General features: G+C 30.8%; 25 protein-coding genes. 13 read left to right on the plus strand and 12 right to left on the minus strand.

The annotated features are described in order from the left end of the window. Positions 1-46: 46 nt before the first annotated feature. Together ftsH and rsfS are read right to left on the minus strand one after the other, a co-directional pair. Entirely contained in the window at positions 47-2,059 is a 2,013-nt protein-coding gene (gene ftsH, locus B2217_RS02905) for an ATP-dependent zinc metalloprotease FtsH (RefSeq protein ID WP_291122068.1), read from the minus strand. Between the two features lie 22 nt (positions 2,060-2,081). After that, positions 2,082-2,450: a ribosome silencing factor gene (gene rsfS, locus B2217_RS02910; protein WP_038331822.1), complete on the minus strand. Its 369-nt coding sequence runs from the start codon at positions 2,448-2,450 to the stop codon at positions 2,082-2,084. Positions 2,451-2,543: 93 nt separating this feature from the next. Between rsfS and B2217_RS02915 the strand changes: the two genes are divergently transcribed. The 4 genes from B2217_RS02915 to B2217_RS02930 are packed head-to-tail and all read left to right on the plus strand — an operon-like array spanning position 2,544 to position 4,672. Continuing rightward, entirely contained in the window at positions 2,544-3,257 is a 714-nt protein-coding gene (locus tag B2217_RS02915) for a biotin--[acetyl-CoA-carboxylase] ligase (RefSeq protein ID WP_125350509.1), read from the plus strand. Positions 3,258-3,284: 27 nt separating this feature from the next. Next, positions 3,285-3,800, plus strand: coding sequence for an isopentenyl-diphosphate Delta-isomerase (gene idi / locus B2217_RS02920; protein WP_180905066.1), 516 nt, complete (start codon positions 3,285-3,287; stop codon positions 3,798-3,800). Positions 3,801-3,812: 12 nt separating this feature from the next. Further along, entirely contained in the window at positions 3,813-4,223 is a 411-nt protein-coding gene (locus B2217_RS02925; protein ID WP_180905065.1) for a 6-pyruvoyl trahydropterin synthase family protein, read from the plus strand. After that, on the plus strand, positions 4,220-4,672 hold the full coding sequence (locus tag B2217_RS02930; RefSeq protein WP_180905064.1) for a peroxiredoxin: 453 nt from the start codon (positions 4,220-4,222) through the stop codon (positions 4,670-4,672). The genes B2217_RS02925 and B2217_RS02930 overlap by 4 nt, the downstream gene beginning before the upstream one ends. Here the strand turns inward: B2217_RS02930 and B2217_RS02935 are convergent. The 7 genes from B2217_RS02935 to B2217_RS02965 all read right to left on the minus strand — a co-directional run bounded on the left by B2217_RS02935 (position 4,669) and on the right by B2217_RS02965 (position 9,554). Continuing rightward, entirely contained in the window at positions 4,669-4,851 is a 183-nt protein-coding gene (locus tag B2217_RS02935) for a hypothetical protein (RefSeq protein WP_180905063.1), read from the minus strand. The two genes, B2217_RS02930 and B2217_RS02935, sit on opposite strands and share 4 nt — an antisense overlap. 16 nt (positions 4,852-4,867) lie before the next feature. Then, complete coding sequence (locus B2217_RS02940) at positions 4,868-5,188, minus strand: hypothetical protein (protein ID WP_180905062.1); 321 nt, start codon at positions 5,186-5,188, stop codon at positions 4,868-4,870. A 38-nt stretch (positions 5,189-5,226) separates the two neighbouring features. After that, complete coding sequence (locus tag B2217_RS02945; protein ID WP_180905061.1) at positions 5,227-6,486, minus strand: CinA family nicotinamide mononucleotide deamidase-related protein; 1,260 nt, start codon at positions 6,484-6,486, stop codon at positions 5,227-5,229. 50 nt (positions 6,487-6,536) lie between these two features. Beyond that, on the minus strand, positions 6,537-7,178 hold the full coding sequence (locus tag B2217_RS02950; RefSeq protein WP_180905060.1) for a GLPGLI family protein: 642 nt from the start codon (positions 7,176-7,178) through the stop codon (positions 6,537-6,539). A gap of 120 nt (positions 7,179-7,298) precedes the next feature. After that, positions 7,299-8,057 (minus strand): GLPGLI family protein, encoded by a 759-nt coding sequence (locus tag B2217_RS02955; protein ID WP_180905059.1) that lies wholly within the window; start codon positions 8,055-8,057, stop codon positions 7,299-7,301. Positions 8,058-8,138: 81 nt separating this feature from the next. Further along, the gene (gene lipA, locus B2217_RS02960; RefSeq protein ID WP_180905058.1) at positions 8,139-9,008 is read right to left on the minus strand and encodes a lipoyl synthase; all 870 of its coding nucleotides are present in this window, start codon (positions 9,006-9,008) and stop codon (positions 8,139-8,141) included. A 39-nt stretch (positions 9,009-9,047) separates the two neighbouring features. Then, positions 9,048-9,554, minus strand: a complete 507-nt coding sequence (locus B2217_RS02965; protein WP_180905057.1) for a methylated-DNA--[protein]-cysteine S-methyltransferase — start codon at positions 9,552-9,554, stop codon at positions 9,048-9,050. Positions 9,555-9,639: 85 nt separating this feature from the next. On the opposite strand from B2217_RS02965, the gene B2217_RS02970 reads away from it, so the two are divergent. Then, positions 9,640-10,095, plus strand: a complete 456-nt coding sequence (locus B2217_RS02970) for a copper resistance protein NlpE (RefSeq protein WP_180905056.1) — start codon at positions 9,640-9,642, stop codon at positions 10,093-10,095. 54 nt (positions 10,096-10,149) lie between these two features. On the opposite strand, the gene B2217_RS02975 is transcribed toward B2217_RS02970, so the two are convergent. The 3 genes from B2217_RS02975 to B2217_RS02985 all read right to left on the minus strand — a co-directional run bounded on the left by B2217_RS02975 (position 10,150) and on the right by B2217_RS02985 (position 12,783). Next, a complete protein-coding gene (locus tag B2217_RS02975) occupies positions 10,150-10,554 on the minus strand; it encodes an NUDIX hydrolase (RefSeq protein WP_115001561.1) in 405 nt (134 codons plus the stop codon). Between the two features lie 3 nt (positions 10,555-10,557). After that, positions 10,558-11,571, minus strand: coding sequence for a UDP-glucose 4-epimerase GalE (gene galE / locus B2217_RS02980; RefSeq protein WP_115001563.1), 1,014 nt, complete (start codon positions 11,569-11,571; stop codon positions 10,558-10,560). A gap of 96 nt (positions 11,572-11,667) precedes the next feature. Then, positions 11,668-12,783, minus strand: a complete 1,116-nt coding sequence (locus B2217_RS02985; protein WP_180905055.1) for a DegT/DnrJ/EryC1/StrS family aminotransferase — start codon at positions 12,781-12,783, stop codon at positions 11,668-11,670. Positions 12,784-12,883: 100 nt separating this feature from the next. On the opposite strand from B2217_RS02985, the gene B2217_RS02990 reads away from it, so the two are divergent. The 8 genes from B2217_RS02990 (at position 12,884) to B2217_RS03025 (ending at position 23,289) form a co-directional block, all read left to right on the plus strand. Further along, positions 12,884-14,134 carry a 3-deoxy-D-manno-octulosonic acid transferase gene (locus tag B2217_RS02990; protein WP_180905054.1) on the plus strand — a complete coding sequence of 417 codons (1,251 nt, stop codon included), beginning with the start codon at positions 12,884-12,886 and terminating at the stop codon, positions 14,132-14,134. A gap of 154 nt (positions 14,135-14,288) precedes the next feature. Then, entirely contained in the window at positions 14,289-14,924 is a 636-nt protein-coding gene (locus B2217_RS02995) for a porin family protein (RefSeq protein WP_180905053.1), read from the plus strand. A gap of 134 nt (positions 14,925-15,058) precedes the next feature. Then, on the plus strand, positions 15,059-15,436 hold the full coding sequence (locus tag B2217_RS03000) for a BlaI/MecI/CopY family transcriptional regulator (RefSeq protein WP_038331851.1): 378 nt from the start codon (positions 15,059-15,061) through the stop codon (positions 15,434-15,436). A gap of 84 nt (positions 15,437-15,520) precedes the next feature. Continuing rightward, a complete protein-coding gene (locus B2217_RS03005; protein ID WP_180905052.1) occupies positions 15,521-17,155 on the plus strand; it encodes a M56 family metallopeptidase in 1,635 nt (544 codons plus the stop codon). A 54-nt stretch (positions 17,156-17,209) separates the two neighbouring features. Then, positions 17,210-17,824: a porin family protein gene (locus B2217_RS03010; RefSeq protein ID WP_180905051.1), complete on the plus strand. Its 615-nt coding sequence runs from the start codon at positions 17,210-17,212 to the stop codon at positions 17,822-17,824. A 125-nt stretch (positions 17,825-17,949) separates the two neighbouring features. After that, on the plus strand, positions 17,950-21,060 hold the full coding sequence (locus tag B2217_RS03015) for a UvrD-helicase domain-containing protein (RefSeq protein ID WP_180905050.1): 3,111 nt from the start codon (positions 17,950-17,952) through the stop codon (positions 21,058-21,060). Beyond that, positions 21,060-22,868, plus strand: a complete 1,809-nt coding sequence (uvrC, locus tag B2217_RS03020) for an excinuclease ABC subunit UvrC (protein WP_180905049.1) — start codon at positions 21,060-21,062, stop codon at positions 22,866-22,868. Before B2217_RS03015 ends, uvrC begins: the two co-directional genes overlap by 1 nt. Next, entirely contained in the window at positions 22,849-23,289 is a 441-nt protein-coding gene (locus B2217_RS03025) for a hypothetical protein (RefSeq protein WP_244957963.1), read from the plus strand. Before uvrC ends, B2217_RS03025 begins: the two co-directional genes overlap by 20 nt. The last annotated feature ends 11 nt before the right edge of the window (positions 23,290-23,300 follow it).

Consider the following 23,300-nt stretch of genomic DNA (forward strand, 5'->3'; position numbering starts at 1 on the left):
ATCGTCCGATTTGGACGATTTTTTCTGTTATTTTGAATGAATTTGATTAAATATCATTTCCAGCTTCTGGTTGAATCACTTGTTCTGGACCAGCTTCTATAGCTTCTTCTTGTTTTTCTTCGATTTGATCCAATTCGCTTACAAATTTTCTTGGTCCGAAAATTTCTTCCAAATCTTCTCTAAAGATAACTTCTTTCTCAATTAATTTTTGAGCTAAAACATCTAATTGATCGCGATGTTCACGTAAAATATCTTTTGCTCTATCATATTGAGCTTCGATCATTGTTTTTACTTCTTTATCAATTACCTGAGCAGTTTGTTCTGAATAAGGCTTGCTGAAACCATATTCATTTTGTCCAGATGAATCGTAATAAGAAACATTACCAACTTCTTTGTTCAATCCGTAAATACTTACCATTGCAGAAGCTTGTTTTGTTACTTTTTCCAAATCACTTAATGCACCTGTAGAAATATTATTGAAAACAACTTCCTCAGCAGCACGACCACCCATTGTCATACACATTTCGTCTAACAATTGTTCTGTCGTTGTAATTTGTCTTTCTTCTGGCAAATACCAAGCGGCACCTAATGAGCGTCCACGAGGAACGATAGTTACTTTTACCAATGGCGCAGCGTGTTCTGTTAACCAACCAATTGTAGCGTGACCAGCTTCGTGATAAGCGATACGTTTTTTCTCAGAAGGTTTAATCACTTTACTTTTCTTCTCTAATCCACCAATAATACGGTCAACAGCATCTAAAAAGTCTTGTTTTTCTACGACTTCTTTGTTTTTACGAGCAGCAACTAAAGCCGCTTCATTACAAACATTGAAAATATCTGCACCAGAGAAACCTGGCGTTTGTTTTGCTAAAAATTCGATCTCAACATCTTCTCCTAATTTTAATGGACGTAAGTGAACCGCGAAGATTTCTTTACGTTCGTTTAATTCAGGTAAATCAACGTGAATAATACGGTCAAAACGACCTGGACGCATCAATGCTTTATCCAATACATCAGCACGGTTTGTTGCAGCAATCACAATTACGTTAGATTCTGTTCCGAAACCATCCATTTCTGTTAATAATTGTCTTAATGTATTTTCGCGTTCGTCATTAGAACCTGTAAAGTTAGATTTTCCACGCGCACGACCAATTGCATCAATCTCATCAATAAAGATAATTGAAGGAGATTTTTCTTTTGCATTTTTGAATAAGTCACGTACACGAGATGCACCAACTCCCACAAACATTTCTACGAAATCTGATCCTGATAATGAGAAGAAAGGAACTTTCGCTTCTCCAGCAACAGCTTTTGCTAATAAGGTTTTACCTGTACCCGGAGGTCCTACTAATAAGGCTCCTTTTGGGATACGTCCACCTAATTTTGTGAATTTTTCTGGGTGTTTCAAGAATTCAACGATTTCTTCAATTTCTTCTTTTGCACCTTCTAAACCTGCAACATCTTTGAAAGTTGTTTTGATATGATCATCACCTTCAAATAATTTCGCTTTCGATTTTCCGACAGAAAAAATTCCTCCGCCACCTCCAGCAGATCCGCCTCCGCCCATTCGTCTAAATAGTAAGAAGTAGATTAATCCGAAGAAAATTAATGAAATGAAAAGATTCATAAACAAACTTCCAAAACCATTTGAAATTTGTGTGTTAAGAACGGCAGTTTTATTCGGACTCTTTTCTACGTTAGCATAAAAATCTTTTTCAAAATTTCCTGCATCAGCAACATTGAAAATAAAGTTTGGAGCACCTGTAGCAAAAGGATTTAAAGTTTCGTTTGATTTTTTAAACTTTTTAAATTCTTCAGTATTCAGAGCTGCGTCCGTTAAATATACACTTACACGTCCTGATTCTTTTTCTAGATTGGCTTCTTTTACGTAACCTTTTTCTACATAAGAAAGGAAAGTCGTACGGTCTATGTTTTTAGTAGTTCCGCCGGCACCTCCAATATTATCAGAAAATAATAGAAAGGCAATCAGCAATAATCCAATAATGGCATATATCCATGTAGGATTAAACCCCGAAGGTTTAAAATTATTTTTTTTCAATTTTTTTTGGTTTCAGTTATGATTAATATTCCATTTCGATACGCGTCTCTACGGCATCACCCCAAAGACTTTCGATATCGTAATATTCTCTGTATTCTTTTTGGAAAATATGGACAATAACATTAGTGTAGTCCAACAAAACCCATTGATTATTTTGCGTTCCTTCTACATGAAAAGGTCTTTCTGACATTTCTGTTTTTACAGTTCTTTCAATCGAACCTGCTAAAGCACTAACTTGTGTATTTGAGTTTCCGGTACAAATAACGAAGTATTGACAAAATGCATTTTCAATTTCGCGTAAATCTAAAATTGTAATTTCTTCTCCTTTAACATTTGTAATTCCGTCAACAATGCTATCTAGCAAGTCTTTTGTATATTGAGTATCTATCATCTTTTATTTTGTAATTCGCAAATTTAGTGAATCCTTATTAAAGTTTAAACTTTTTAAAATAACTTTAACCACTCTATAAAAATAGTAAAAAAAATGTATTTAATTAGTTTTGATTCTTTGCCTAATACGAATGAGTTCTTGGTGGATTTGTCCAAAAAAGATGCCAATAGTTGGACTGTCATACATGCTAAAAATCAAACAAAAGGAAAAGGTTACGCAGGAAATGAGTGGAAAGTTGTCGCAGGAGAAAATTTAACCTTTAGTTTTTTGCTGAAAACGGATTATAGTTTTCAAGAATTAATTTATTTTAACGAATGGATTTCGAATGTTATTTGTCTATTTTTAAAACAATTTCATCCAAAATCCAACGTAAAATGGCCAAATGATATCATTTTAAATGATAAAAAGGTTTGCGGAATTTTAATCGAAAATCATCGTTCCAATGGAATTATGAATTCTGTAATTGGAATTGGAATTAATGTCAATCAAGCTGATTTTAATCACTTACCAAAAGCAACATCTATTCGAAAAGTAACTGACAAAGAATATGACATCGAGGAAATTTTGGCAGATTTAATGCATCATTTCGAAAATGAATATCCAATTTTAGAACAGAAAAATTTCGAACAAATTCATCAAACTTATTTAGATAATCTATTTAGAAAAGATGAAATCTCACATTTTAGATTGGATGGAGTAGAAGTAGACGGAATTATTAGAGATGTAAATGAAGCAGGAAATTTACTAATTGAAATCAATCAAGAATTGCGAGAATTTAAACACAAAGAAATCGAACTTCTTTTTTAATCCTATAGAAAAGGCTATTTTTGTTTTATGGAAGAATTTGTAGTTTTAGTTGATCAGGACGATCAAAAATTAGGATTGATGGAGAAGCAACAGGCTCATATAGCTGGTTTGTTGCATCGTGCATTTTCTGTTTTTGTATTTAATTCTAAAGGAGAATTGATGATTCAGCAACGAGCTGCGAGCAAATATCATTCGCCAACGTTGTGGACGAATACATGTTGTAGTCATCCGCGCGATAATGAAACTTACGAACAAGCGGCGCACAGACGTTTGGGAGAAGAAATGGGATTTGATTGTGAATTAGAATATAAATTTAATTTCATCTACAAAGCACATTTAGAAAATGATTTGATTGAGCATGAATTAGACCATGTTTTTATCGGAACATTTGATGATGAACCAAAGCTAAATCCTGATGAAGTGATGGCATATCGTTGGGTAGAATTGGATGATTTGAAAAAAGACATGGAAAAAAATCCTCAGAATTATACAGCTTGGTTCAAAATAATTTTTGAACATTACGTTTCGTATATCGAAGAATAAAAATTTATACAGATGAAAGTTACTGTCAACAGAAAAGCACATTTTAACGCTGCGCATCGATTGTTTAACAAGAATTGGAGTGATGAACAGAATTTTGAAGTTTTCGGGAAATGTTCTTATCCAAATTATCATGGACACAATTATGAAATTATTGTGGCGGTGAAAGGCGAAGTTGATCCAGAAACTGGTTTTGTGATGAATTTGGACGAATTACGAAAAATTATCGAAGTTGAAGTTGAGGATTATTTGGATCATAAAAATCTGAATGTTGATATTGAAGAATTTCAAAATGTCAATCCAACAGCCGAAAATATTGTGATTTTGATTTGGAATAAAATTAGAGCAAAATTAGCAACTGATTTAGAATTGAAAGTAACCTTATACGAAACTCCACGTAATTTTGTAGAATACGCAGGCGAATGAAATTAGGCGATCACATACCAACTTTTTCGTTGGAGGATAACAAAGGAAATTGGTTTAATTCGGACGAATTTTTGTACAAAAAATATTTTATTTTATTCTTTTATCCAATGGATTTTACGCCAATGTGTACAAAAGAGGTGTGTCAATTTCGTGATGTAAATGAAGATTTTAATGCTTTAGATGCTGTGATTGTTGGAATAAATGGACAATCAACATCTTCTCACGAAAAGTTTTATACAAAACATCAACTAAACTTTCCGTTACTTTCTGATAAAGGTGCAAAGTTGTCGAAATTGTTAGGAATTAAAAAGAAATTTGGATTAATCACACCACGAGAAACTTTTGTATTCAATAAACAAGGAAAATTAATCAAACACATTGTTTCAAATGTAGCCGAAACGCACATCGAAGAAGCAATGCAAGCAATAAAAAAAGACCAAGGAAATTAGTTTTCTTGGTCTTTTTGTTTGTATAACATTTTTCTTACAACAACACGATAAATAAAAAAGATAACTGTTCCAATTGCCGAATAAACCAACATTGTTTGCACATCGCTTTTATCGAACAAATATTTTAGTCCAAATAACGCAAAAAAGAAAATGATACTATAAATGATATTTTGTTTCATGTGGTAAAAGTAGGGATTAATCCCATTTCATATTAGTTTTTTTCATGTCATCTGTTGGTTCATCAATTTCTATTATATTAACTATAATCCAAATAGAATAATCACAATTTCTAAATATTTCATTTTCTTTCTGTTTTTCTTGGGTTATTACTTTTGCATTGTCTAAATCTTCTTCATCTAAAGTTAAATGTATTGTTGATGAATTATCAGTAAAATAATATGATTCATTTTTATCTTTTAAAACTTTACCATAATATACTTTTATGTCATCTTCTTCATTTGAATTTTCTAGGATTAGGCAGATAGATTTATTTAGTAGTTTTTTACGATTTCTCATTTATTAATTCATAATGCTTGTGATTTTCTAAAAAATTATTAACACTCCTCTCTCACAAACTGAATTGCCAAATTAAGTGCATTATTCGAAACAATTTTGATGAAATCTTCTCGATCTAAATAGGGATAAAAATATTTTTTATTCCATGTTGAATGACCATTTGTAATCGAAATCCAAACTGTTCCAACCTCTTTTCCATCTTCACCTTTATTTGGACCAGCGACACCAGTTGTAGAAATACTAATATCCGTTTTTAATTGATTTCGAACACCTTTTGCCATTTGTTCAGCAACTTGTTCCGAAACTACTGTAAATTCATCAATATCAGATTGATTCACATTTAGCAAATTTACTTTTACCGAAGTGTCGTATGAAACTATTGTTCCAAAATAATAAGCAGAACTTCCCGAAACAGAAGTGATCAAACTTGCTATATTTCCTCCAGTACAACTTTCGGCAGTCGAAATTGTCAATCCTTTTTCTTTTAAAATATCACCCAAAATTTGCTGCGCATTTCCTGAATTTTCAGAAACTAGAAATTCTCCTGCAATTAATTTGAATTGATTGATTTGATGCTGAATTTCATTTTGTAAAAATTCTTTATCTGTTCCAAACGCTGAAAATCGTAAATCAATAGAAGTTCGATTCGGTAAATACGCCAAATGAATAAATTCGGGCAAATTATTTTCCCAATCTTCTAACAAAATTGCTAAATCACTTTCAGGAATTCCACTTATCAAAATATCACGATGAACAATAGTTTCTGATTGAAATTGGTTTTGTAATCTTTGAATAATTTCATCGCGCATCAAACCTTTCATTTCAAAAGGAACACCTGGCAAATTGATGATGATTTTATCATTAATAGTAGTCCAAAGACATGGCGCCGTTCCGTATTTGTTCTGAATAAATGTAGATTTTTCTGGAATTAAAGCTTGATCTTGATTCAGACTATTTAATTCTTTTGTGTAACCTCTTGTTTGAAATAATTGAACAATATTCTCTAAAATTTTTGGTTCTTGAATTAATTCACAATCTAAAAATTGACACAAAGCTACTTTGGTTTTATCATCTTTTGTCGGTCCTAAACCTCCTGTAACAATTACAATATCTGATTTAGAAATTCCTCGTTCGAAAGCTTCAATAATATGATTCATTTCGTCTTGAACAGAAATAATTTCTTCCACTTCAATCCCAATCGTATTCAATTGTTTGGCGATAAATGCCGAATTTGTATCCACAATTTGTCCGATAAGAATTTCATCACCAATTGTGAGTAATGTCGCTTTAATTTTCATACACAAAAAAACTTGCTTAAAGTTAAGCAAGTTTGTTATGTATTCTTTTATTATTTTTCAACTCCTTGGTTAGCTGCTTCTCGTTGTATTTGATTTGAATCTTCGATCATTTTTAGAAATTCTGCTTGATAAACTTTTTTCAATTGATTATTGATTTTGAAAACTGGTGATTTTTTCAACTCTTTTTTCTTTACAGCAATCCAAGAAATCATCACTTCTACATCATCTTTGATGAATTTATAGTGTAATTCTAAAATTAGTCCTTTTGTTCCATAAAATTTATCTGGCGAATATTCATACGAAATTTGAGGCGCATACCAAGCAATTAAATCATAGTTTTTGTATTTCGTTATCGCTTCTTTTACACCAAAACCCAATATATTTTTAGTTTTTCTAGTTTCTACAAAATTCACTTTTTGCAAAGAATCATATATCACCATTTTATTACCTGTAAACATATCCGTTTCGTAGTAATATAAATTCTCTTTATAACTAAATATCGGATTACTCCCAATATCTGGTCGAATTCCCATCGACATTTGTGAAGGTTCTTGAGTATTATCAACTCTCAAAATATAAGAAGTTTGGCTTTTGGTTTCATTGTATTTGAAACTATAAAATTGTTTAGGAATTTTTTTCGCAGATTCTAAAAATTCTTCACGTTGTTTTTGATCTGGATAATATTGTTTCAAATTTTCTAAAGCTTTATCCGTAAAATGAATTTGAGGTTGTACCTCGCGTATTCAATTTCATAAAATTGAGCATTTGCAATACTAGAAATCAGAATAATTAGTGCGATTATTTTTTTCATATTAGTCCTTTTTTTCTATTCCTTGATTATTAGCTTCATTTCTTTTTTTATCAAGATCTTCCCAAATTATCTCTAATTCATCGCTCGAAATTCTATTTCCTTTTGTCGGAACAATAAATTTGAATTTAGTTTTTTCTTTGATGGAATTTGCTTTATAAACTACAAAATATTTCCCCATTTCATCTTCATAAAAAATTTCAAGATCAAGGACTAAACCCCCTGGACTTTTGAAATTAATAAGCATCAAATCTGTTTTCATTTCTGGAACAAACCAAGCTACAAATATTCTGTCATTAAAATTTGCTGTTGCTTTTTGTACTTTATATCCGAGAATATTTTTTGTTTCATTTGATAATTTCCAATCAAGATTATTTATTTTATCGTAAACAATATATTTTTTTCCATAAACATCTTGTTGCATCAACGTTTCTTGTTTTGCATGATTGAAATAAGTTGTTCCAAAATACATATATGGTGCACTTTTCTTGATAAAAACAATCTGTCCTTGCCCATTCTGAACTTTTGGTAATTCAATTGTATTTGCTTCATCTTTATTCAAAATAAATTTAAAATCTAAAGCAAGAGGATTTTCATTCTGATCAATATTTTGTTTTCTTACTTCAGGATCAGAAATCTCTTTATAAAAATCTAAACCTTTTTCATTGTATTTTACTTTAATCTGGGTTTCATATTCTACTTCATAAATCTGAGCATTTGCAAAACTTGAAAATAATATAATAAGTGTAATTAGTTTTTTCATATTTAGTTATTAAGATTTAAATATAACAAAAAAGAGACATAATAGCTTGTGTCTCTTTAAAATATGATGAAATAAATCTATTTATAAAATATGTTTCTCTGCGTGGTAAGAAGAACGAACTAATGGTCCAGATTCTACATGACGGAATCCTAATCCACGTGCGAAATCTTCGTATTTTTTGAATTGTTCTGGCGTGATAAACTCTTTCAAAGGTAAATGTTTTTTCGTTGGTTGTAAATATTGACCAATTGTAATGACATCTACATTTGCATCAGCAACTTCCTGAATTGTTTCAAAAACTTCGTCTTCAAACTCACCTAAACCAAGCATGATTCCAGTCTTTGTACGACGTTGACCTGCTTCTTTTGCATAACGTAGAACTTCTAACGAACGATCATATTTTGCCTGAATACGAACTTCTCGTGTTAAACGACGAACCGTTTCCATATTATGAGAAAGCACTTCTGGTGCAGCTTCTACAATACGATCGATGTGTTTTTCAATTCCTTGAAAATCTGGAATCAAAGTTTCCATCGTTGTTCCTGGGCTAATTCTACGAACAGCATGTATCGTTTCTGCCCAAATAATAGATCCCATATCTTTTAAATCGTCACGGTCAACAGACGTTAAAACCGCATGTTTTATTTGCATTAATTTGATAGAACGCGCTACTTTTTCAGGTTCTGCCCAATCCACTTGATCTGGACGACCAGTTTTTACGCCACAAAAACCACAAGAACGTGTACACACATTTCCCAAAATCATAAATGTTGCTGTTCCTTCACCCCAACATTCGCCCATATTAGGACAACTTCCACTTTGGCAAATTGTGTTCAATTTATATTTATCAACTAAACCTCTTAATTCACGATGTTTTTTCCCTGTAGGCAATTTTACACGCAACCATTCAGGTTTTTTTACTCTTCCATCTGGTAATAGCTCAACACTCATACATTACTTTTCTGATTGGCTAATTTACAATTTATTTTTCTAAAATAAATTCAATTGTTGCGATTCTAATTCCAACAAAAATTGTTTACGTTTCTTTCCGCCTGCATATCCAGTTAACGAACCATCTGAGCCAATTACGCGATGACAAGGTACTACAATTGCAATTTTATTCTTTCCATTCGCATTTGCAACTGCTCGTATCGCTAATAAATCTCCAACAGCTATCGATTGTTCTTTGTACGATCTTGTTTCTCCAAACGGAATTTTAATTAATTCGTTCCAAACTTTTTTCTGGAAATCTGTTCCAATCAAATCAAGTGGAATGGTAAATTCTTTTAAATTTCCTTTAAAATAATCGTTCAATTCATTTTCTAAACGATTCAAAATTTCATCATCTTTTTCTAAAATTTCACCTAAGTTTTCTATTTCTTTGAGTTGTTTTTCGGTCGATTTTCCATCAAAAAACTCTAACATACAAAGTCCTTTTTCCGACTTTATTGCAAGCATTTCTCCAAGAGGTGTTTGTATTTTTTTTGAGCGAAACATTTTATAAAATTTTAGTTGAAAGTTAGAAAAATATAGTCGTAATTTGGTATCAAATTTGTTGTTAAAAATATCATAAAATTAATTTATGAAAAAATCTATATTCGCGAGTATTTTCGCATCCTTCATTATATTCTCTTGCCAATCAAAAGGTGTTCAACAAGAACAAAAAAACAATAGTATTGATAATGCTATTCCTGCTATTGTAGCTATGGCAGAACATAATTCTAAAAACTCTTTGAATTGGGTAGGAAAATATGAAGGAATTTTACCTTGTGCCGATTGCGAAGGAATAAAATATATTGTTGAATTGAAAAAAGATGGTAACTTTTTTATTGAGCAAGAATATTTAGGAAAAGAAACAGTTTATCAAGACGAAGGATTTTATAAATGGGATGCTTCTGGAAATGTTTTACATTTAAATTCTAATGTAAATCCATTAGTGTTGAAAGTTGAAGAAAATAGATTGAAAGTTTTGGATCAACAAGGAAAAGAAATTACAGGAAATTTGAAAGATAAATACATCTTGAAAAAGACTAAATAATAAAAAATAAAAGGCAATCTCGATTACGGATTGCCTTCTATTTTTGAAATTATTTTAGTTCAATAAATGATCTTTTGTTAATTTTTCAAAAACTTTAATTACACCAATTACTTGAATTTCTTCTTGTAAATATTCTTCAAAAGTAAAATAGTTGTAAGCTTCAATTTCATTTGTTGGTTTTATTTCTTCGTTCAAATCGTACAAAAAACAATCTTGTTCCATCATAAGATCCTGTTCTCCATATGCTTCAGCTGTAATATGACAATAAAAATTGAGCTCTTCTCTTACCAAATCCAAACTCAATTCTTCTTTTATTTCTCTTACCAAAGCTGTTTCAGAATTTTCACCTTTATCAATTTTTCCACCTGGTAAATACCACGCTTTTTTATTTTTGCTAAATGTCAAAAGCAGTTTATTATTTTTAATAACTAATAAACCCGCTGTTGGTAATTGAATCATCTTTTATTTTTCTAAACTTTTTTGCCATTCCCAGGCAGTACGCATACTTTCTGATAATTTTGTTTCAGGTTTCCAACCCAATTCTTTTTCTGCTAAAGAGTTATTTGCATAAGCTTCGATAATATCTCCTGCGCGACGCTCTTTGATTTCGTATTTCAATTTCAAATCATTGGCATCTTCAAATGCGTGAACAACTTCTAAAACCGTAGATCCTGTTCCCGTTCCAAGATTAAAGAATTCTAGCTTTGCTTTATTTTTATTTTCGATCAAACGAGTTACCGCTTTTACGTGTGCATCAGCCAAATCATTTACATTAATATAATCACGAATTGCCGTTCCGTCACGCGTTGGATAATCATCTCCCCAAACCGATAATGCTTCTCTGATTCCAGCTGCAGTTTGTGTAACATAAGGAATTAGATTATTTGGAATTCCTTTTGGTAATTCTCCAATTTTAGCAGTTGGATGCGCACCTACTGGATTGAAATAACGTAAACAAATCACATTTTTATCAAAGGCTGCTGAGAAATCTTCTAAAATTTCCTCTCCCATTTGTTTCGTTTTTCCATAAGGAGATTCAGGTTTTTTCAGTGGAGTTTGCTCATCAATAGGCATTTTATCCGCTTGTCCGTAAACTGTACAAGACGAACTGAAAATAATATTATTAGCATCAAAATCTTTCATTGCATCCAAAAGATTAATTAAACCTAAAAGATTATTTCGATAATACATCAACGGTTTTTCAACAGATTCTCCAACTGCTTTATGCGCTGCGAAGTTGATAATTCCATCTATTTTATTTGTTTTGAAAAATTCGTTTACTTTTTCTTGATCTTTTAAATCAATCTCGAAATAAGTTGGTTTTGTTCTAGTAATAGAAGTAATTTTATCCAACACGCTAATTTCTGTGTTCGATAAGTCGTCTATAATCACAACTTCATAACCTGCATTTTGTAAAGCTACAACTGTGTGCGAACCAATGTAACCCAAACCTCCAGTTACTAATATTTTACTCATTTTTAATATTTAGTTTTTATAGTGAAATCAAATTTAGGAAAATAAAAAAGCTTCTGAAACTAATCAGAAGCTTTTTCGTATTATTTTTAGGATAAATTATTTTCCAAAAAATTCGCGAACAGCAGAAGTGATGTAAGCCAATTGCTCCTCATCTAACTCTGTGTGCATTGGTAAAGACATTACTTCTTCTACCAATTTGTTTGTATTTGGAAAATCTGCATCATTATAATGCCCGTTATCATACGCTTTTTGTTTGCGTAATGGAACAGGATAATAAATCATCGCAGGAATTTCTTTTTCAGTCAAGAAAGCTTGTAATTCATTACGTTTACCATTTGTTACACGTAACGTATATTGATGGAATACGTGAGTTGTGTCTTCTCCTTTTACAGGCGTTAATAATGCATCAATATCTTTAAAAGCTTCTGTATAATAAGCCGCAGCTTTGTTACGAGCAGCGTTATAATCATTTAAGAAAGGTAATTTACGACGTAAAACTGCTGCTTGAACAGAATCCAAACGAGAGTTAACACCAACTTCATCGTGGTAGTAACGTTTGTACATTCCGTGATTTACAATTCCACGTAAACGATGTGCAATATCATCATCATTTGTAAAAATTGCTCCACCATCACCATAACAACCTAAGTTTTTTGAAGGAAAGAAAGATGTACAACCAATGTGACCAATTGTTCCAGCTTTTCGACCTTTGTAATCCGCTCCAATAGCTTGTGCAGTATCTTCTACAACATATAAGTTATGTTCTTTTGCAATTGCCATAATCTCGTCCATATTCGCACATTGACCAAATAAATGAACTGGAATAATTGCTTTTGTTTTTGGCGTGATTGCCGCTTTTAATTTTTCTGTATCAATTGTAAAAGTATCATAATCAACGTCAACTAATATTGAATTTAATTTCAATAAATCAACAACTTCTACTGTTGCAGCAAATGTAAAATCTGCCGTAATCACCTCGTCACCTGGCTCTAAACCTAGCGCCATCAAAGCAATTTGCAACGCATCAGTTCCGTTTCCACAAGGAATTACGTGTTTTACATTTAAGTAATCTTGCAATTCAGTTTCGAATTGTTTTACTTCTGGTCCATTAATAAAAGCAGCCGAATCCAAAACATTCAAAATTGCTGCATCAACGTCTCCTTTTATTTTTTGATATTGACTTTGTAAGTCAACCATTTGTATTTTTTTCATAACTTAATGAATCTTTCAAAATCTACAACTTTAAAAAGTCGTTATTATTACAACAAATGTACAAAAAAAGCTCATTCTAAATTTTTAACTTTGCAACATTGTGCAAGGATTTTATAACACATCAATTAAGGCGTACGGAATGGCGCTAAAATTGGCTTCGAATTTTAATGAAAAGGCAAAACTTTGGGTAGATGGAAGAAAAAATTGGGAAGAAAAAATAGCTTCTAAAATTTCAGAAACCGATAAAGTTTTGTGGGTGCATTGTTCATCTTTAGGCGAATTTGAACAAGGTAGACCAGTGATCGAAGCGTTGAAAGAAAAATATCCAACACATAAAATTGCTGTTTCATTTTTCTCTCCTTCTGGTTATGAAATTAGAAAGAATTATCAAGGCGCAGATGTTATTTTTTATTTGCCTTTAGACACAAAATCGAATGCAGAAAAGTTGATAAAAGTACTTCATCCAGAGATTTTGATTTTAGTGAAATACGAATATTGGTTCAATTTGATTACAGAATTACATCAGCAAAACATTCCAACAATTGTGGTTTCGTCTATTTTTAGAGAAAGTCAAAACTTTTTCAAAAAACATGGAAAAAATTGGTTTGCGAAAAAATTAAGTTTGATAAATCATTTCTTTGTTCAAAATCAAAAGTCAAAAGATTTATTAGATTCTATTCAAATCACTCAAAATACAATTGCGGGCGATACGCGATTTGATCGTGTCAAACAGATCATTCATCAAGATAATCAATTGGATTTTATGAATGATTTTAAACAAAATTCGAAATTAATTGTGGTAGGAAGTTCTTGGCCAAAAGATGAAGAGTTATTTGTGAATTTAATCAATCAAAAATTAACTGATGATTGGAAAATTGTTTTTGCGCCACATAATTTGAATGATACTGAAATCAATTCGTTTCTAAGTAAAATCAATCAAAAAGCAGTTAAATTCTCTGATTTAGAAAAAACTTCGCAACAATACTTAATCGATTCGAAAATATTTATTCTCAACACAATTGGGATTTTATCAAAAGTCTATTTTTATGCAGATATTACCTATATTGGCGGAGGTTTTGGTGCAGGAATTCATAATACTTTAGAAGCGGTAACTTTCGGAAATCCTGTCGTTTTTGGACCTAAATACAAAAAATTTCAGGAAGCTGTGGATTTAATAGAAGTTGACGGAGGATTTTCTATTGCTAATCAAAATGAATTTGATACAATTATGAATCGTTTGATGAATGATGAAAATTTCCGAAAAGAAAGTGGAAAAAAAGCTGGAGATTTTGTTCAAAATTCACCAAATGCGACTAAAATTATTTTAGAATATTTAAATGATATTTTGTAAATCTTAAAATTTTATCAATTTTTAACAAAAAAGGCACAGAAATTGTGAATCAAAAAAGTATTATTGATTTTTTTAAGTGTAAATCAATCTTCAGTATGAATAAAACTTTACTTTTGAATTAAATATTATAACTCAGACTTAAGTAATAAAAAAAATGAAAAAACTAATCTTAGGAATAGCACTTTTTGGTGGATTAAGTGCAGCAAACGCGCAAATTGATTTAGGAGTAAAAGGAGGTCTTAACTTTCCAACTTTATCTGGTGATTCTAGAAAAATTTACTCTGATAGTCAAGGAAATGGTTTAGGGACTAAATTAAGAACAGACTTTTATGTTGGTGGTTATGCAAACTACAAAATAACGGATCAAATTAGTTTTCAACCAGAACTTCTGTATTCTAAACAAGGAGCTGGATTAAAAACAAATGACAATTCAAAAGCTAAATTTGTAACACATAATATTAATATTCCTTTAATGGGACGTTATGAAATTATGGATGGTTTAAATGTTGAGTTTGGTCCGCAATTAGGATTTTTAGTTTCTGCTAAAATGAAAACTGAAGAAGGAAAAACAGATACTAAAATAAAAGCTACAGACAATTTCAAAACATTTGATTTTGGTTTAAACTTCGGAGCTGCATACAAAATTACTGATGAATTAGAAATTAATGCTCGTTTTACAAAAGGATTATCAAACATTAATGATTATTATCCGCAAACAGTTAATGACAATTACAAAATTACAAATACTTACTTTAGTATTGGTGTAGCATACAAATTAGCTGAAATGTAATTTATTTCGAATTTAAATATAGGAAGGAGCTTTTTTGCTCCTTTTTTTGTGCTTTATCGTTAAATAATTCTAAAAAAACTTTGTCATGTTAAATTAAATTCTATATTTGTAGTAGTGAAAATACAGTTGTAGATATGAAAGTTAAATTATCAAGAAGAGAAGAGGAAGTGATGGAAGTTATCTGGAGCGGAAAACAAGTTTTTGCGAAAGATATTATCGATTCTTATGACGATCCAAAACCTGCGAATACTACAATTTCTACCTTATTAAAGAGGATGCACGACAAAGGTTATATTGATTACGAGCAAATGGGAAACTCGCGTCGATATTATGCTTTGGTAAAAAAAGATGATTATTTTTCGAAAGAAGTAAAAGGAATGATTTCCAACTTTTTTAATAATTCGGCAACACAATTTGCTTCATTTTTTGCTAAATCGAACAATATGTCGGTCGAAGAATTAGAAAAATTACGTGACATAATTGACAATGAAATAGACCGTAAAAAGAAATAATCTATGGTTGCGTTTTTTATAAAATTTATTCTTTGTTCCGGATTTTTATATTCCTTTTATAAACTTTTTTTGGAACGTGAAAGCATGTATAAAATCAATCGATTTTATCTGTTGTTTTCGTTGATATTTTCGTTAATCGCGCCTTTGTACAAAATTGATTTGCCTATCACAGCGACTGAAACGAATATTTCGCCCGAACTTTTGGCTTTTTTGATGCAAAATCCTGAATTGTTACAACAAGAAAAAGGAATCAATTTTGGAGATATTTTGAATATTATTTACGTTTTGATTGGATTAATTTTTCTTGTAAGATTTATCTATAATTTGTACGAATTGATGTTCAAAATTAAGACAGAAGAAAAAATAAAAGATCAAGAAATCACATATATTCTCGATTTAGATTCGAATCAACCATATAGTTTTTGGAAATATATTTTTATTCCGAAAAAGCAACTGAAAAGTTTGCATCAAAACTTAATTGATCACGAAAAAGCGCATTGTATTCAGAAACACAGTTTGGACATTTTGTTGATAGAGATTTTTCAAATTCTTTTTTGGTTCAATCCGTTTATTTATTTCTATAAAAAATCAATCAAACTAAATCATGAGTTTTTGGCAGATGAATATGTTTTGCAAAGAAACTCAGATTTAAAAACGTACCAACATCAAATTTTGGATTGTATTGCAACGCAAAATCCATCGATGATGGCGAGTAATTTCAATTTTATTCTAACCAAAAAACGCCTACTTATGATGACAAAAAATACATCAAAACGAAAAGTAAAAATTCTGTCTTTTGCTTCTTTGCCTTTTATATTGAGTGCTTTTGTACTTTTTAGTCAAAAATCGTTTGCGCAAGAAGTAGAGAAAAAAGCTCAAAAAGTGGAACAAGCGTTGGAAAAACCTGTTCAATCGCAAGCCCAAATTCTTCTTGGACAAGCAACTACTTTAAGAGATTCGCTTCTCAAAACTGATCAAGTCAAAACAGCTACACCAATAGAAAAAGTGATTACGAAAGATGAGTTAAAAACGATTTTGAAAAGTAATGCACAAAACAAAATTATCTTGAATGATGCTGGAGATATTATTCTGAATGATTCTATCAAAATAAAAGATATTGTCTTGAAAAAAGAGTTGACTCCAACGATTTTATATGGAACGGACGGAAAAATTTTGCAAAAAATTGATCCAAAAGATATCGAAAAAGTTTTTGTAAGAAAAAGCGGAGGTGAAGATTTTATTGAAGTTATCAAAAAAGATTCAAGTATCATCAAAATTTTCAATTCAGAAAAAGATATTCCGAATATCAATAAAAAAGTAAAAACAGCTAAAATGCCAACAGTAAAAAATAATATTACGTTGAAAAATGGTTATTCAATTTACACGGACAAAAACGGCGTTGAGCATAGAATTATTAGTTCAGAAATTGATAAGGTTTATATTACAAATAATAAAAATGGTGAATTTGATTTATCCAAATCTCCTAAAACAATTACAAGTTTAAAAGTTAATAATATAAATAGTGATGATGTGAATATTACGATTCTTCCAAAGAATGGATATTCAGTAGAATATAAATTTACGGAATCTAATGAATCATTATCTAAACAATTAGATAAAAAGCGAACAGAGTTGAAGCTTGATGAGCAAAATACTAAAAAGCAAATAAAAGAAATCGAAATACTACAAAAAGGAGAGCGTAAAAAGAATAAAAGTTAGTACCTTTTTTACATTATTGTTATATCTTTACTCAAACTTTAAAATTTTACTTATATGAAAAAATGTTTATTTTTTATTCCATTATTAGCTTTCGCTATTAATACAAATGCTCAAACTAAATTTGGAGCTAAAGCAGGTCTTAATGTATCAAATTTATCTGGAGATAACCAAAATGCTGATGCAAAAGTAGGTTTTCATGTTGGAGGTTATGCTAATATAAAATTTGCTGAGAAATTTGCGTTTCAACCTGAATTGTTATATTCAGCTCAAGGAGCTAAAGAGTCAGGACAAATTTATGTTAATCAAGAAATTGGAAATGTTAATGCAGACGTGAAATATAAATTAGATTATATTAATGTTCCATTAATGATCAAATTCTATCCAACTCAAAATTTTAATATTGAAGCTGGACCTCAAATTGGTTTCTTAGTTAATGCAAAAGCTAACGTTAAAACAACAGCTTTAGGACAAAAAATAGACACTGATCAAGACATGAAAGATTACTTAAAATCTACAGATTTTGGTTTAAACATTGGATTAGGATACGAATTTTCTAATGGTCTTAATGCAGGAGCTCGTTACAATTTTGGACTTTCAAATATCTCTGATGAAAACGGAGGAGATATAAAAAATTCTGTATTTTCAGTTGGTTTAGGATATTCATTCTAATCATTCTTTTATAACATATTCAAAAAAGGAAACTCGCACGAGTTTCCTTTTTTTGTACGTCATGTTTTGGCATTCTGATTTCTTATTTTTGAGAAGATTGTTTAACTTTCCTAAAAATTCAGAATTTGTTACAAGCAGGCGATTTCAAAATTTACAATGCTTCCGCTGGAGCAGGTAAAACTTACACTTTGGTAAAGGAATTTCTTTCGTTGTTATTGACGAATGAAAGCGATTATCATTTCGAACACATTTTAGCTATTACGTTTACGAATAAAGCGGCGGGTGAAATGAAGGAACGTATCATCGAAACTTTAGAAGAAATTGCAAAAAATCCTAACCCAAAAGAAGATCAATATATTCTCGAATTAGCTTCGGAACTGAATTTGAAGCCTGAAATCATTAAGACAAAAGCATACAATATTCTGATTGCGATTCTTCATAATTATTCCAAATTTTCGATTTCTACGATTGATAAATTTAATCTTCGATTGATGAAATCTTTTGCACAAGATTTGGGTTTATCAATGAATTTTGATGTCGAAATGAATACAAATGAAATCATTAACGAATCGGTTGATTTGTTGTATTCAAAAATTGGAGAAGACGAAAAATTAACGCAAACAATGATCAAAATTGCGTTGGATAATATGGATGAAAATAAATCGTGGGATATTCGAAAAACGCTTTCTTCAGACACTTCGGACATTTCTAATGATCGCCATTTACAAGATTTAGAAAAGTTGAAAAACATTTCGTTAGACGAATTTATTAGTTATCGAAAAGTTGTTTTTGATGATATAAAAACTTTGAAAGATGGTTTGATTACAATTGGAAATGAGTTTTTCGAATTGCTTGCAAACAATGGAATTTCGGTAAATGAATTACCAGGAAAAAGTCGAGGAATTGCTGCTTTTTTCCAGAAATTAAAAAACTTTGATGGTTTTGGTTTGATTTTACCAACCGATGCTAATACAAAAGATATTTTGGAAGAAGGTTATCTTTCGAAAGTGAAAGATGCAACTGCTGAATCTATTTTTTCTAAAGTGAAAGATTTGTTCGAAAAAGCTGCAAAAATCAACGATCACTTACTTTTATTAACTTCAATTCAAAAAAATATATCGTCGATTTCGTTGATTAATGAAGTTGAAAAATCATTAGATTCGATCAAAAAAGATTCAAATGTTTTGTTGATTAATGAATTCAATACCATTATTAGTAAAAATCTGCAACAACAACCTGCCAATTTTATTTATGAGCGAATTGGTTCGCGTTACAATCATTATTTTATTGATGAATTTCAGGATACATCGACGTTACAATGGAATAATTTAAATCCGTTGGTCGAAAATGCACGCGCCCAATCTGACACAATTATGTTGGTTGGCGATGCAAAACAATCTATTTATCGTTGGCGAGGTGGAAATCCTGCGCAAATGATTGATTTAATTGATCGAAAAGAAGAAGAAAATATTAAAGTTGAAGAATTAGAAAAAAACTGGCGAAGTCACGAAAATATTATTCAATTTAACAATGAATTGTATTCGTTTATCGCGTCACAACTCAATTTGCCGAGTTTTCAATATTTGTACGAAATCGGAAATAAACAATTGACCAATCATCAAAAAGATGGTTTTGTCAAAATAAATTTTATTGAACAAGAAGGTCGTTCGAAAGATTTATTTAAAGAACAAAATTTAGAATTAGTTCTAAAAACAATTGAAGATTGTCAAGCAAATGGTTTCTCATTAAATGATATTGCGATTTTGGTTCGTAGTAATGCGCAAGGGATTTTGTTAGCGAAATATTTGACCGAAAATAATTTGGTTGTGATTTCTAATGAAGCTTTGTTGTTAAAGAATTCTTTCGAAATTCAATTGATTGAATATTTATTCAAAATCACCTCAAATCCACAAGATGAACAATCGAAAATTCGTTTTTTGATGGTGGCTTATGAATTAGAATTATTCAAAACAGATGATTTAACAATCACAGTTGAAAAAGCATTAAAAGGCGATTTGCCAAAGTTTTTAAAATTAACCAAATCACTTGGAATTGATTTAGATTTTATTCAAGATCAAAACCTTTCGTTGTATGATTTTACAGAAAAAGCGATTCGAACTTTACATTTACAAGAACGTTCGCCCGCTTATATTTTAAGTTTTTTAGATGTTATTTTAGAATATTCATCAAAAAATGAATCTGATCTGAATTCATTTCTCGAGTTTTGGTCGACAATCAAAGATAAAGCGAGTATCAAAACGCCAAAAGGTGTCGATGCAATTCAGATTATGACGATTCATAAATCAAAAGGATTGGAATTTCCAGTTGTAATTTTGCCGTTTTTAGATTGGCAAAGTAAGAATTCTAAAATTTGGATTCCATTACAAAAAGATGAAGAAAATCCGTTTGAAACATTTTATGTTGGAATTAATAATGAATTAAAATCAATCAAAAATGAAGCGATAAAATCGAAGATTGACGAAGAAGAAAATTTGGTTCAATTGGATGAAATTAATACGCTTTATGTTGCAACAACGCGTGCAAAAGAGCAATTGTATATGATTGCGCAAAAACCAAAAGAGTCTTCGAAATCTAAAAATATTGCAAATTATTTACACGAATTTGTTTTCAGTAAAGGTTTTTCTGAAGATGAAGTTATTTTGAAAGGTTCTCCTGAACGAATTTCAATTCCAAAAATTATAGAAAATTCTTCGGCTGAATTAAAAATTTATTCTTCGGATTGGAATACGCGTTTAGTAATTAATACCAATTCGGAAAAAGCACAGGAAAAGTTGAAATTCACCGAATTTGGAAATACAGTTCATAACATTTTATCGCAAATTGTGACACAAAATGATTTACCAAAAATCATTGAAAGTGAAAAACAACGTGGTACAATTTCAGCCGAAAATGTAGAACATCTGCAAAAAACCTTGCAAAATTTATTACAAGATGCTAAATTAGTTCCATATTTTGCTAGAGGTTTAACGGTTTTGAATGAACGCGATTTTATTGATGAAAATGGACAAATTTTCAGAGCCGACCGTGTGGTAATTGATGAAGAAAATAATTGTTCGATTATCGATTATAAAACTGGTCAACCCGATTTAGATCATCATTTTCAAGTGAATAGATATGCCGATTTTTTTAGAAATTTAGGTTATAATATTCAGACCAAAATCTTGATTTATATTGATGATGAACAGCAAAAAATAAATGTTGTAGAGGTATTTTGATGAATGAAAATGTAAAATTAAAATTAGCGAGTTTACCCGAAACACCCGGTGTTTATCAGTATTATAACAAAAAAGGAGATTTGTTATACATTGGTAAAGCGAAAAACTTGAAGCGTCGCGTGAATTCGTATTTCAATAAACAACACGATTCGAAACGTTTGCGTGTTTTGGTGAGTAATATCGATAACATCGAAACCATCAACGTAAATTCTGAATATGACGCGTTGTTGTTGGAAAATAATTTGATTAAAGAGCATCAGCCACGATACAATATCCTGTTAAGAGATGACAAAACCTATCCTTGGATTTGCATCAAAAATGAACGATTTCCACGTATTTTTTCGACTCGAAATGCTATCAAAGATGGTTCGGAATACTTTGGACCATATTCTAACGGAAAAGCGATGAAAGTTTTGTTAGGTTTGATCAAAGAATTGTATCAACTAAGAACATGTTCGTATGATTTGAGTGAGAAAAATATCGAAAATCATAAATTCAAAGTTTGCTTGGAATACCATATTGGTAATTGTCTTGGGCCTTGTGAAGCTTATCAAACCGAGGAAGAATACAACGAGCAAATTTCGGCAATTCGTAATATCATCAAAGGAGAATTTAACGAACCAAAGCAATATTTGGTTAACCAAATGACAAAATATGCATCGGATTTGAAGTTTGAAAAAGCGCAAATGATTAAAGAAAAAATCGAAGCGTTACAGAATTATCAATCTCGTTCTACAATTGTTTCGCCTACGATTACCAATGTTGATGTTTTTTCGATTACGTCGGACGAAGAATATGCGTATGTCAATTTCATGAAAATTTATCACGGTGCAATTATACAGTCGCATACGGAGGAATGGAAAAAGAAATTGGACGAAACGGACGAAGATTTATTAGAACGCGCAATTATTGATTTCTCAGATCGATTTAATTTAACTTCGAAAGAAATTTATGTTCCATTCGAATTGAGTTTAGAAATTCCGTTCAGAAAAATTACAGTTCCAAAAATTGGAGATAAAAAACATATTGTCGATTTATCGTTAAAAAATACCCGAATTTATCGTTTAGAACAGCTTAAACAAACTAAAATCGTCGATCCTGATCGTCATACAAATCGTATCATGAATCAGATGAAAGTTGATTTGCGTTTACCCACAGAACCTCGACATATAGAAGGTTTTGATAACTCTAACATTCAAGGAACGAATCCTGTTTCGGCTTGTGTGGTGTTCAAAAATGGAAAACCAAGTAAGAAAGATTATCGCATTTTCAATGTAAAAACCGTAGAAGGACCAAATGATTTTGCAACAATGGAAGAGGTGATTGAAAGACGATATTCGAGAGTTTTGGCTGAAGGAGAATCTTTGCCTCAATTAATTTTGATTGATGGTGGAAAAGGACAATTAAGTTCGGCTCTAAAATCGATTAATCGTTTGGGTTTACGCGGAAAAGTTTCGGTGATTGGAATTGCGAAGCGTTTAGAAGAAATTTATTATCCAGATGATCCTTATCCGTTATATTTGGACAAAAATTCTGAAACCTTGAAAGTGCTTCAACATGTGCGAGATGAATCGCATCGATTTGGAATTACACGCCACCGAAATCGACGAAGCAAAAACGCTTATAATTCGGTTTTGGAAGAAATAGAAGGTATCGGTCCGCAAACAATTAAAGAATTATTAACAAAATTTAAATCGGTCGAACGAATAAAAAATGCATCTTTGTTAGAATTAACCGATTGTATAGGAAAATCTAAAGCAAAAAAAATAAAAGATTATTTTTCGAATGATGAAAAATCTACTAATTGACAGAGATTTAACGTCTCTTTTGAACAATCCAAAGCTACAAGCCACTTTGGCAATTGTTCCTATCACTTTATTTGTACTTGGCTTGTTAAGTTATTTTGGAATTTTTTATTCTATGTTTAGCACGCTCGATGCGCAGCTAGGACATTTAGGAAGTTCTAAATCGTTATTGAGTGCGTTATTAGGAAATCTTATCATTTTTATCTTCTTGGTATTGATGAGTTTTTTCACTGGCGTGATTTCTTTTGTATACTTTATTGTACACGCTTTAAAGAATCCAAATTTGATAAAAAGTGATGATCGCTTGGTCTGGATTACGATTATTATTTTTGGAAATGGAATAGGAATTTTTGTCTATTGGCTGACTCAAATCAAGCGAAAAAAACCTCGTCCAATTATTGATTTATACACAGACGATATTTAAAAATATAAACT

The organism is Empedobacter sp. UBA7620 (genome assembly GCF_002484185.1).
Taxonomy (GTDB): Bacteria; Bacteroidota; Bacteroidia; order Flavobacteriales; family Weeksellaceae; genus Empedobacter; species Empedobacter falsenii_C.